Here is a 12,374-nt window from a genome sequence, read left to right as displayed (position 1 = left end):
AGATTCATATAGTAATAGAGAACATCTACTAATACTGAATATTGGCGATGTTAGACACCCTACACGAAAAAGAAAGGAGTGATTTACATGGCCGTATCTCAAACAGTCTCAGTCCCAGCTAACTCAACGACATTGATTGTTACTGGTGATGGTTCAAAAGTGCTATTGCAGGCTGTTGACGTATTTTTAGGAGATTCACTTGTTGATTATACAACAGGAGTCTTTAATAGCAGCGAGATTCTTGATTTAGGTCAAGTGAGTACTGGGGAAGAAATCTATGCGTATTCATTTAATGCCACTACAGTGATTGCACTATTTTATTCTGTTGTTTAAGCGATAAGCTGAATGCAACCCCCTTTTGGTCAAGCTAAAAGGGGGTTTTTGTGAGGGATAAAACAATAACAGAGTACCATTGTGCCGAATATTTCTCACAATTGTACTCTGTTCCTCTGTTATGCACAATTATTTGGCGTATGAATCGAAGGAAAAGGTTACTTCTAAACTTGTCCTTGGAAGAACTCATTGAAGGTAACGGTACATGCTGCCGTTTGAGCAGCATATTGAATTCTAGCATATTTGGAGAACTTGCTAGGAACAAAAATACCAGCCGTACTGGAAGCGATAAGCCTAGTGCCCGAATCGTTGGTCCAGTTGACGTTATCGGGACTCAATTGCAGCTGAATAACAAGTCCAGTTTCACAGGAGTTCGAAACGCTGATTGCGTACTGAGCTAATGTGATGACGCTTCTTGTGACAGAAGGAATCAATGTTGCGCTGGCTGTAGTTGTTGATAACGAAGTATCGCTAACACCCAGATCTCCAAGCAATACGACAAGACAAGAAGCAGTTGCGTTGCTGACTTGTGAAAGCAAACTAGCCGCGATGGGTTGGCTGACTTGAGCGAGCAAGCTGGCAGCAGTAGCTTGGCTGACTTGGGAAAGCAAGCTAGCCGCGACGGGTTGGCTGACTTGAGCAAGCAAGCTGGCAGCAGTAGCTTGGCTCACTTGAGAAAGCAAGCTAGCCGCAACGGGTTGGCTGACTTGAGCGAGTAAGCTGGCAGCAGTGGCCTGGCTGACTTGAGCAAGCAAGCTAGCCGCAACGGGTTGGCTGACTTGAGCAAGCAAGCTGGCAGCAGTGGCCTGGTCTGACTTGAGAAAGCAAGCTTGCCGCGACGGGTTGACTAACTTGAGCAAGCAAGCAGCCTGCCGTAGTTTGAGACGCTTGCACATGTAAACAAGCTGCTGTCAGGTTTGTTGTTACTGAGTTCACTAGTAAGCAGGCGGGGGTTAAGTTGGTAACCGTAGCGATAAAATCAGCGGATGTTTCCGTAAATACTCTCATTTCTTTTCCTCCTCTCATAGATACTCAGTATTGGTTTATGCGGTCAGAGGACAATCTGATTGGGGTTTATGGAGGAGGTTAAGGAAAATACTCAGTAACCTATTTATTTGAACAGGAAATGTTTCCATGTAGCAAGACCTTTCCTAACACATATACATATAGATAGGTTAGGAAGGAATGGAGGCTGCTGAAATCATGATAAAACAAATTTCTGCCGTCGTTTTTATAGACGATCCATGCGCAATGGAAACCTTTCCTTTACTCATAAAGCAATGCGAAGCGGTTGTGGATGAAATCATTGTCCTCTCATCGCTACCTTATAAATATTTGGAGAAAGAGACTGATCAGCGGGGAATTACATGGATGGATATAGAGAATCTATCCAAATCGGAAGCCTTAAATAAAGGGCTGGATCAAGCGCAAGGACTATGGATTTTGCGGCTGGATGCAGCGGAAATGCTCGCTGAGCAAGACATTTACATGCTGCAGATGTTAGCTAATCGCTTTGAGGAAGAAGGTTTTTACTTCTCAATGAAGGCTCAATCTGGGGTAAACTATTCCGTTCCTTTTGAAACAAGAATGTTTAGAAATCGGGCAGGCTATCGATACCAAGGCCAATACGTTTGCAGCTTGCCGCTTGATCTGGAGAATAAAGCCAAACTAGTCTCTACGCCTATCATTCAACCATGCGTGCTGGAAGGTCAGTCAAGAGAATCAGCTATTATGCAAGGATTCGACGAAAATTATTGGCTAGCCGATCCCATGGAGAGATTTCATCTGTCCGTGAAGTTGGCTAACTGCGGCTTATTGACGGAAGCGAAGCGTCTTTGGGAAGAATTTAGTAGGGAAGCATGCTTGCCTCGAAGATATGATGGTTTGCTCTATCCATGGATATCAAAAGCATTAGAAGAACATGGACAGATCAAAGAAGCGTTGGATTGCATCAACGATGGTTTGAAGAAACATCCCCAGAATGTCAGCCAATATCTAATTAAAGGCCATTTATTATTTGTTCTTGAGGAATTTGATGCCGCAGAAGAAGTACTGCATCAATGCCTTCAATCCGTGACTTTATCAGACTATATATACGATCCAGATGCAATTCAAAGCAAAGCATGGCATGTGCTTGGATTAATCAGTGAGGCAGAAGGACATCAGGATCAAGCTATCTTGCACTATGAAAAAAGTTATGAGTTGAATCGGAACTTCACAGCTCCACTCTATGCGAGCGCACGACTCGTGAATGCCAGGGACGGTGAACCGCAATTACTTGAATTGCTGGATCAAAAAATAAACGAGCAAGGCGGAAAACAGCAGTTGCTGCGCGCTAATATTTGTTATGCAGAACACTTATATAAGGAAGCAAAAGATGCGGCGGAGAATGCATGGCGATCATCGCTAGAGCTAAGGGATGACGCGCTGATGGTGATTGCGAGCAGTTTGCTGATGATGGGCAAAACGAAGGAGGCGATCTCGTCTTTTGCGAAAATTCCAGAAATGAGCCCACTCTATGTTCCAGCATTATTGCGAACGTGGCTGACATACTGGGTTTTATCGGATTGGCACAAAGCAAAGGAATATCTTGCACTCTTTCAAAGTCAGCCGTCTTGCGCAGGATCACCTTACGCTGCTATGTATGAAGCGATCCATGCTTGTTTAGCGGGGGAACGAGCTGCTGATTTGGAGCTAGGAGAGCAAGATTTTATCAAAATCGAAGAGGAATTTAAAACGATCATCCATTGTTTGCTTACATTAAAACGGGTTAATCATATCGAAGTTCTTTTGCCGCTATTTGAAAATAAACGCTATATGTACACCGCATTAGGTGAACTGTTCTATGAGCACGGACTGTACAGCTATGTAGACCAGTTTGCTTTCAAAGTCCTTGAGCATGATCCGGAGCATGAGAAAATGGGACTTCTTTTTTTGCAATCCAAAAAGAAGCAACAAAAGGATTACGAAGCTGCACAATGGCTAAGTCTCTATTTAGGCGATACGATAACGTCACCGAAAAGATACCTCCAGTATGTTGACATTCTGCGGGAATGGTCGTTGACAATTGCAAGTATGGGAATGCGGGATTATCCGCTGGATGAATCACTGAAGCGTTGCTATCAAGCGGCAAAGGAGCTGCAGCTTGGATGAAGGAGAGTGTACTACTTAGTTTATGTATGATCGTCAAGGATGAGGAAGAATTGCTCCCTCGCTGTCTCCGAAGTGTAGTAGGAATCGTTGATGAAATGATTGTGATCGATACGGGATCTTCGGATCGGACCGTAGAGATTGCCAAATCAATGGGGGCAAGAGTTTACCCATACCGATGGGATCAAGATTTCTCTAGAGCACGAAATGTATCCTTGGAAAGAGCTCGTGGCGAGTGGATATTGTTTCTCGATGCCGATGAAGAAATTCATCCGGAAGATAGGGGATTGATAAGAACACTGCTTACGGACACGGCTGCTTCCGGTTACTTATTGACGATCGAAAGCAAGCTGTCGCAAAGCGTGGAGAGAGACTATGCATTGCGATTGTTTCGCAATCACCCTGACCATTATTTCGTAGGCAGCTTTCATGAACAAATCGGTTCATCGATCTTGACTGCTAATCCACAGGCTCAATTTCATCGTACCGGCATTCGTATATCACACGTTGGTTATACAAGCGAAATCATGAAAAAGAAAAATAAATCGGCTCGAAATTTAGAGATGACATTAGCGGAATTAAGCAAAAGGCCGGATGACGGTTTTCTACAGTTTTGTGTGGCCCAAGCATACCTTGGACAAGAAAATCCGGATTCCGCAGGCATAAAGGAAGCAATTAAACATCTGCGCATCGCAACAGAACTAAGCGATCCCAAGGCCATGTGGGGGCCGCGAATGTATAAGCTGCTGGTTGTAGCTTTGGAAGCTGACGGACAAACAAGCAAGGCGCTTCAAGTGTTGGTTCAAGGTATTCTTCTATATAGAGGGAGTGCTGAGCTGTATTATTTGCAGGCGAGAATATTTGAGAAAGTTGGCAAACTGGATCGGGCAGTCGGTTCCTACATGCAATGCTTGGAAGTAGATGAGCATAACCGTTCGAACGGTCTTAGCCCTGAAATTGAACCAAGCGAGCTGCATTTTGCCCTAGGTCGAACTTATGAGATCAAAAATAATGAGACGAAAGCAATAGAACAATATAGAAAATCGATTGAGTCCAGTTCCAGCAGAAAAGAATCCTATGTACGATTGGGAGCATTGCTTTTAAAAAGTGGGAATGTACGGGATGTGCAGCAGCTATTTGAACAATGGGTTTCTCCAGAAACGATAGAAGGGTTACAATTCCTGAATCAAATTTTCATGGAGTTGAACCGATTGGATGCTGCACTTTACTATGTAGATCGTATATTGGTTTTAGATCCAACCCGGTGGGAAGCCTTAATCATTGCAGGAAGTTATTTGATTGCTCTTGGCAACTATAAGGAGTCTATTCAGCGGATGGCAGACGTACCGGAAGACAGTATCTTTTTCCGACGCTCTCTGGTCATGCGCTCAGCAGCGTATTGGTTCCTGGGGGATGAAACTTCGGTAATCAAGCTATTGCGAAGACATGGCGATGCAGCTTTATATCGTGAACTGGCTCTGTGTTTTATGCAAGAAGCTGCTCTACGAGTAGAAGAAGGGGTTAAGAAAAATAACAATAAGAAGTTAGCTGAGCTGCATCGACAGTTGCGTGAGGTGATCACCCATGGCTAAGAAAAAGCCTAAATTGACATTATGCATGGTGGTTAGGAATGAAGAGCTTTTATTGCCTAGGTGTTTGGAGAGCGTTAAGGAATTGGTGGATGAGATCATCATAGTCGATACAGGCTCAACCGACTCTACAATTCAGATTGCTGAGCAAGCAGGAGCTATCGTCATTCAAGAGCCATGGGAACAGAATTTCTCCAAGCCTATTAATAGGGCCCTTAGGGAAGCTAAGGGAGAATGGATCTTTCGTTTAGATGGCGATGAAGAACTGATGGCAGAAGATAAAGGAAAAATGCGTAAATTAATGGCTGATCCGAGAGCGGAGGGGTATATTCTCCCGATCATCAGTCTGTTAAACGATCAGAATGTTGTGGAGGAAGAAGTATCTACATTCATCCGTTTGTTCCGAAACCGACCTGAGTATGTCTATGAGGGATTGATTCACGAGCAGGTGATACCTTCCATTTACAGAAGGAATCCGAATACTGTTATTAAATCGGCTGATGTTCGTATTAAGCATTACGGGTACTTGAAGGAAATTTCCGATGCGAAGAATAAAGGGAAAAGAAATCGGGAGATAACCCTAGAGGCGATAAAACGTGAACCTGACAACGGCTATCTCCGTTTCTACATGGGGGTTGAGTACCGGCGTCAGAATGAAAGGGATCAGGCTGTCGTCCAGTTCGCCGAAGCGATGAAAATGCTGGATCCCAAGCTGCCATGGGCATCGCGCTGTGTTCAAGCTTATACAACTGTATTGATGGAATTGGGACTGTGGGAACAGGCGATGACGGTTGTAGAGGATGGAATTAGGTTATACCCCGATTATACCGACCTCGTTTACCTTCGAGGCGTTATACATCATCAACGGGGAGATCATTCCAAAGCGGTTTCCGACTTTTCTGCATGCATTGCCATGGGTGATCCGGTTGGACTGAATTATGTGGTAAGTAAAGGAATCGGTGGGTATAAATCCTATTATGCGCTTGGTCTTGCTTATCGAACTATGGGGCAAGAGGAGAAATCCATTGCAGCTTATGAACAATCGTATCAATTATTTCCCTCGCGTTCTTTGCCTCTCTACGAAATAGCCGCCATGCAGTTAAGTCGACAATCAGCCACATGGATTGGTGGCTATTTGGAAACGATCATGCCTCAGTCTAACAAAGAGAAATACCCAGTGATTGCAGATATCTTATTGAGCCTTAGAAAGTATGAAGCAGCTGAAAAATATATGGCAGAGATGGTTATCCATCATGACCCCAATTACCAGTTCCGGTATTTGCTCGGAGGTTGTTATCGCAAACGTGGCGCCTATCCTGAAGCTATCGAGCTGTTAAGCGGTATCCCTGTTGCAAGTCCTTATTATGTCGAAGCAAATCTTCATCTTTACGCTTGCTTTAAATACCAAAATGAGCATGAAAAAGCAAAGGAAGTTCTTTTGCAATTGAAGCCGGATGAAGCCGTATTTTCCAAGCTTTCGCTCTTGTTCCTTGAAGATTCGAAGGATATCCTTTCGGAAGGTGTAAGGCGTTTTCCTGATGTTAAGTCCCTGTCTCTTGAGCTTGCGAAAATAGAGGAGGCCATTCAATATGTCGGGCAATGAGAAGCGGCGTCTAAGTATGGTGATGATTGCCAGAGATGAGCAATTGAACATTGGGCGTGCTCTTCATAGCGTGAAGGATATTATGGATGAAATGATCGTGGTAGATACCGGCTCTGTCGACGCTACGGTAGAAATAGCGGAATCTTTGGGGGCCAAAGTATTTCATTTCCCTTGGCAGGATGATTTCAGTTTGGCCAAAAATGTGGCGATCGAACACGCAACTGGCGATTGGCTCCTATTGATGGATGCGGATGATGAGCTTCATCCAGAAGACCGGCATCTGGTTAGGGAGCTGATGGATGAAACCGAAACCGATTGTTTCTTTTTCGATACACTCAGTTATTTTGGAGAAGGCGGCGGACTTTATGTTCGCATGCTGCAGCCTCGGCTGGTGAAGAATGAGACCCAATTCCGTTTTATTGGAAAGATTCATGAAACCTTACATTTGGATGGCGCGAGAATTAATTATTGTGATATTCGCATGCAGCACTACGGCTATTTGAACACTGAGGTTGAAGGGAAGAAGAAAATTTCGCGAAACCGTTCGCTTTTGGAAGAAGAATTGGCACAAAATCCTTCAGCGCTTACTTATTTTTATCTCGGTACGGAGCATTTGCGTGCGGGTGATTACGACTTGGCGGTAGAGACATTTGAGCGTTCGGAGCAGCTCTATTTGGAAATGGGGATTGAACCTTCTTCGGAAATGTTGAAGAAAAAGATGATCGCCATCCAAGAATTGGGTCAGTATGAGCGCGTCTACAAAGAAATTGAGGAAGCGTTGAAGCTGTATCCCGATTACACGGATCTTTACTTTCTTCGCGCGGAGACGCTAGAGCAGGAAGGGGAAATCATAGAGGCGATTCAGGCTTACCGTGCCTGCATTGATCAGGGCGAAGCGCCTGTGACATACAGCTCGATGTGCGGAAGCGGGTCCTACACTGCCTATTATCGAATCGGCTACCTGTATGCTGAGATTGGGGAGAGTGAGCAAGCGCTAGAAGCTTATTTCGATGCCCTGCAATGCAATACGTCGTATGTTCCGGCCGTTCATGCTATCGCTATAGAATTGGTTAAGTCCAAAACGAATGAAGAGATTCTAGCCATTTTGAGAAGACAGTTTGACCTGAATATTCCCATTGCCAACCAGTACTTTGCTGAAGCTTTTTCTAGCGCGGGAGCTTTCGGATTGGCCCTAGTTTTTCTACAACAATATGAACAGCTTAACCCGTCCTTACCTGAAAATCTGCATATCTTAAAGGCACAGTGCTTGTTTTTTAGTAATGAAGAACAGAAAGCTTACGACATGTTCAATCAGATCCCCGAACAGAGTCAGAAATATATAAGGGCGTCATTCTTTAAATGTATCTATTACTGGTTGTGTGGCGATTATGCAGAATCGCAAAACATCTTGGAAACCCTTCGTCAAGCCAATCGATTTGCCCCCTACGAAATTGATATATGCACGAAAGTAAGCCGCGTTTTAGTAGGGAAATCGGACTTTGATGATGCTGGTGAATGGATCTTATCCGTCAAGGAGGAAGAGGCTCTACTTAGTTTAGTGGAAATATTTGTTCATCTAAGAAAATTCGAGTGGATATCAAAGCTATATACCTTTATTCCGAAGCAATGGCAGCATGAAGAAAAGCTGATTCTCTTTGCCAAATTACTTGTAAAAGAAGGGAATGCAGCAGAAGCTGAACGATGGCTGAATTTAGGAGATGATCGGGGAAATCCGAGTCTGGAAGCAGCTCTTCTCAAAGCGGAAATTGCTCATTCCTTAGGCAGAAATGGTCAAGCATGGAAAGGATATCAGGACATTTTGCACAAATCCCCTGGGCATATCCAGGCCATGCTGAGTTCATCGCGAATTTCATACCATTATTATCAGGAAATTAGCGAGATGGATCGTTATTTGACAATTCCGCAAAAGAATCAAGAAACACTAAGCCTCTGTATGATCGTTAAAAATGAAGCCGAGTGCCTACCCATCGTATTACAAAGCATAACTGGCTTGGCCCACGAAATCATTATTGTCGATACGGGCTCGGAAGATGAATCCGTTGTGATAGCGGAACAATATGGGGCTAAGATTGCCCAAACCGCATGGCAGGGCGATTTCTCCCTTGCGCGGAACACAGCCCTAGAATTAGCAACATCGAAATGGATTCTAGTATTGGATGCGGACGAATGGCTGGAGCCAGACGCTTGTGACGGGCTGCGGCAGTTGATTCAAAACCCTGATATTGACGGTTATTTTCTTACGATCAGGAGCAGCATTGACGATACGCATACCATTATTGATCGTAGGCTTACGTTGTTTAGAAATAGGCCTGAATATCGTTTTGAAGGGACCATTCATGAGCATATTCCACTGCAACGCTTCTGGGAACTGGGCAAACGTATTGAGACGGCTGAAATTATGATTCATCATGATGGCTATAAAACGGAAATCATCGAGAAGAAGCAAAAATCCGTTAGAAATATGGCACTCATTCAAAAGCAATTAGAGCAGCAGGAATTACCTCTATTTCGATATTATTTAGGCGTTGAATATATGCTTCAAGATAGGTTTCGAGAGGCAGCCATTCATTTTCAAACTTCTCTGTTTGGGTGGGCTCCGGATCACCCCCAATATGCGGACAGCTTAAATAAGCTGTCGCATTGTTATTTGACATTAAAAGAGTACGAAGCTTGCGAACAAACGCTGAATGTTGGGATTGCCCTTTTTCCAAAATTCACGGATCTGCATTACGTATACGCGATTTGTGCTCTCGAACAAGGGAAGTGGAGGCAAGCCGCCGACCACTTTGAAACATGCGTGGCTATGGGGCCAGCCCCCTATCTATACAGCAGTTTTGAAGGTGTGGCTACTTATCATGCCTATTACGGATTAGGGTTAACACACCGTGCTGCGGGGAACTGGGAACAGTCTACGAGATATTTTACATTAGCGTTAGAGGGTAAACCTGGATTTACCCAAGCTTCTGAGCAGCTGATACGAAACTGGAGAACTCGGTACGAAATGGCCCTTGAGTTCGCGAAAGAAGCCCTGCAGACTGGAATTCAATGTCATACGGATTCGAAGAAGCTGCAAGAAAAGTTGAATAGACTTTAACAAAACAGAGAAGTGGGGGATAAGTTATGTTGAAGGCACCTTTCATGTCCGTTTGCATCCCCACTTACAACAGGGCGGATCGGCTTGCAGATTGTATCCGAAGTGTTCTTGAACAAAGTTTTCAGGACTTTGAGCTCGTTATCGTGGATAATCATTCCACCGATGAGACCGAAGAGGTCGTTGCCTCCTTTCAGGACGATCGGATCCGCTTTCTGGTGAATAAGTGGAACATCGGAGCTGCGGCCAATCATAATCGCTGCCTGCTCGAGGCAAGAGGGGCCTATATTAAATTTCTCCACTCGGATGATCTTCTCCTTACAACAGAGGCCTTGCAACGCTTTTACGATGCGGCAATTAGCCATCCAGACGCGGGAATGATCACCTGCTGCTTCACTTTTAATTCTGAGAAATTCTTGACTCAGCCGTTCGACTTGCTGCGTGCCAAAGGCATTAGCACCGCCAGAGAGTGCATGAACATTCACAGCTTCGGGCTTCCCAGCGAATGGATGATCAAAAAGGAGATTTTGCCTTATACAGGTCTGCTCATTGATTCGCATATTTGCGATGTCGATTTTGTGATGAAGACCGTGTATCATTTTGACACTTTTGCAATTGCCGAGCCTCTCGTCAATCATTCCCTGCACGTAGAGAGCGAAACAACAATCGCGTCTCAAATGAATGGATGGGAGTTTATGCGGTTTAAGGCACTCGAAAAGCTGCCCTATTTCTCTGAACTATCAACGGAATTGAAAAATGTGCTGAGCAATTACTTGCATATGGCTGTCATGGCAAGAGTGAAAGAAGCCATAGAGAAGCAAGCTTACCAAATTGCCCAGCAAGGAATACTTGATTTACTGAAAATGGATCCGCAACTGCACGATTATGAAGGAGAAGAACGTGAAAAGGTACTATCTAGATTACTGGATCTTCTGACACTTCGGAAACCCCCTGCTGAAATAACTACTTATATGTGCTCGCAGAACAAAAGCAGATCCTATGTTCATCTATACCGTAATGGGATAGCTTTTCGGTACCAGCTTTACAAGCTTGAAGCAAAATTGAAAGAATCCAACAAACAACTTCACGTTTTGGGAGATGGGAGATTCGCGGGGTGTTTGCTGGACGCTTTTCCAGAATTAAAACCGTATGTTTCTCGGGTTGTTCAGACCGAACAGCAAGTTCACGGCGCCGATTCCTTCAGGGGAATTCCGGTCACGACGGATCTCCAAATAGATTTCTCAGATACTTTTGCCATTCTCGCCTCCGATGTCAACATGAGAAATCATAGGTATGCTTTGATTCGATCTGGACTAGTTGAGGGCGAGCATTTCCTCCCTTTAGCGGAGCTCATCTAATGGCTGGCACGATTATTTTATTGAGCATACCGAATGCGTGATTTTTCTTTACGCAATTGAGAAAGGCGGACGACTTTGCAGCATATCATCGTTATGATTGCGATAACAAGATACTTCTGGCGGATATGGCTTTTTTGCATAAAAAAAGGTAAGCAAAGCGAAGGTGAGCTATCCATTTTAAGGGATGTGATGTGCTTGAAACCATTAAACATTGTATTTGCCAATATGCTATACGATTACGGGGATCCGGCAAGAGGATATAGTTTGGAAATGGTTCTTTATGACCAACTGCACCGGATGGGACACCGACTTGTCCCTTTTCATTATGACGTGCTTTTGCATGAATTTGGAAAAGATAAAATGAACGCCATGCTGCTCGAACTGGTTCACAAGGAAAAGCCGGACGCGCTCTTTACGATTCTTTCTGAAAATCAATTGGATCCGATGGTTATGGATGAAATTAGTCATCGAACAGATACCGTTACTTTCAATTTATGTGCTGACGATCATTGGCGCTTCGCTTACACGAGCTCTTGGGCTCCGCATTTTAATTGGATGGTCACTACGTATGCTGAGGCTGTTCCGCAGTATCACCAGATTGGTTATACGAATGTCATACATTCTCAATGGGGCTTCAATCCGGCCATTCATCGCAAATTAACTAGCGAGAAAATTTATGATGTTTCCTTTGTTGGGATGCCTCACGGCAATCGTGTCGAAATATTGCAGCAATTGGTTGATGCGGGAATTGGGGTTCATGTGTGGGGAAGCGGTTGGTCTACGGGGAGAGTTTCTCTAGAAGAGATGGTAAAGATCTTTAATCAATCTAAGATTAATCTCAATTTAAGCCGGTGTTTCCTCCGCTGACCTCTTACAAATTAAAGCACGGGATTTCGAGGTTACGGGGTGCGGAGGGTTCTTGATGAGCGGTTATAACCCGGAGCTTGCTTCCTACTACGAATTTGGCAAAGAAATAGAAACATACAGCGATGTGAAGGAATTGATAGAGAAGATTCGATATTACTTGCTGCATGAAGAGGAAAGAGAGCGTATTGCCGCCGCAGGACACAAACGGGCAGTGGATGAACATTCGTATAAGCAAAGATTTGTAAATATTTTTCAGAGAATGGGACTTGTAGAATAAAGAGAAGGAAGAAATCTCGATTACTTGATAGACTCCTGAGGCACTACTAGGTGGTTCACAGAATTGTATCGGGTTTCCAAGTGAA

General features: G+C 44.2%; 10 protein-coding genes. 8 read left to right on the top strand and 2 right to left on the bottom strand.

Annotated elements, in window-relative coordinates; all coding sequences use genetic code 11:
- Window positions 1–87: 87 nt before the first annotated feature.
- Window positions 88–333, top strand: coding sequence for a hypothetical protein (locus tag ACBP55_RS21450; RefSeq protein ID WP_464644830.1), 246 nt, complete (start codon window positions 88–90; stop codon window positions 331–333).
- A gap of 164 nt (window positions 334–497) precedes the next feature.
- Here ACBP55_RS21450 and ACBP55_RS21445 read toward each other — a convergent pair whose 3' ends face one another.
- Complete coding sequence (locus ACBP55_RS21445) at window positions 498–1,193, bottom strand: DUF6385 domain-containing protein (protein ID WP_464644829.1); 696 nt, start codon at window positions 1,191–1,193, stop codon at window positions 498–500.
- Window positions 1,090–1,341: a hypothetical protein gene (locus tag ACBP55_RS21440; RefSeq protein WP_464644827.1), complete on the bottom strand. Its 252-nt coding sequence runs from the start codon at window positions 1,339–1,341 to the stop codon at window positions 1,090–1,092. The genes ACBP55_RS21445 and ACBP55_RS21440 overlap by 104 nt, the downstream gene beginning before the upstream one ends.
- Before the next feature lie 195 nt (window positions 1,342–1,536).
- Here ACBP55_RS21440 and ACBP55_RS21435 point away from each other — a divergent pair, with 195 nt between their 5' ends.
- The 7 genes from ACBP55_RS21435 to ACBP55_RS21405 all read left to right on the top strand — a co-directional run bounded on the left by ACBP55_RS21435 (window position 1,537) and on the right by ACBP55_RS21405 (window position 12,289).
- Window positions 1,537–3,486: a tetratricopeptide repeat-containing glycosyltransferase gene (locus tag ACBP55_RS21435; protein WP_464644826.1), complete on the top strand. Its 1,950-nt coding sequence runs from the start codon at window positions 1,537–1,539 to the stop codon at window positions 3,484–3,486.
- Window positions 3,483–5,075: a tetratricopeptide repeat-containing glycosyltransferase family 2 protein gene (locus ACBP55_RS21430; protein WP_464644824.1), complete on the top strand. Its 1,593-nt coding sequence runs from the start codon at window positions 3,483–3,485 to the stop codon at window positions 5,073–5,075. Before ACBP55_RS21435 ends, ACBP55_RS21430 begins: the two co-directional genes overlap by 4 nt.
- Complete coding sequence (locus tag ACBP55_RS21425) at window positions 5,068–6,675, top strand: tetratricopeptide repeat-containing glycosyltransferase family 2 protein (RefSeq protein ID WP_464644822.1); 1,608 nt, start codon at window positions 5,068–5,070, stop codon at window positions 6,673–6,675. The genes ACBP55_RS21430 and ACBP55_RS21425 overlap by 8 nt, the downstream gene beginning before the upstream one ends.
- Complete coding sequence (locus ACBP55_RS21420; protein ID WP_464644821.1) at window positions 6,662–9,790, top strand: glycosyltransferase; 3,129 nt, start codon at window positions 6,662–6,664, stop codon at window positions 9,788–9,790. The genes ACBP55_RS21425 and ACBP55_RS21420 overlap by 14 nt, the downstream gene beginning before the upstream one ends.
- A 26-nt stretch (window positions 9,791–9,816) precedes the next feature.
- Window positions 9,817–11,145 (top strand): glycosyltransferase family 2 protein, encoded by a 1,329-nt coding sequence (locus tag ACBP55_RS21415; RefSeq protein WP_464644819.1) that lies wholly within the window; start codon window positions 9,817–9,819, stop codon window positions 11,143–11,145.
- Between the two features lie 195 nt (window positions 11,146–11,340).
- Complete coding sequence (locus ACBP55_RS21410; protein WP_464644818.1) at window positions 11,341–12,012, top strand: glycosyltransferase family protein; 672 nt, start codon at window positions 11,341–11,343, stop codon at window positions 12,010–12,012.
- A gap of 10 nt (window positions 12,013–12,022) precedes the next feature.
- The gene (locus ACBP55_RS21405) at window positions 12,023–12,289 is read left to right on the top strand and encodes a glycosyltransferase family protein (RefSeq protein ID WP_464653372.1); all 267 of its coding nucleotides are present in this window, start codon (window positions 12,023–12,025) and stop codon (window positions 12,287–12,289) included.
- Window positions 12,290–12,374 lie beyond the last annotated feature (85 nt).

Source organism: Paenibacillus sp. WG02 (genome assembly GCF_055396115.1).
The sequence above is the reverse complement of the archived record's forward strand: the minus strand, read 5'-3'. Positions and strand labels throughout refer to the sequence as shown.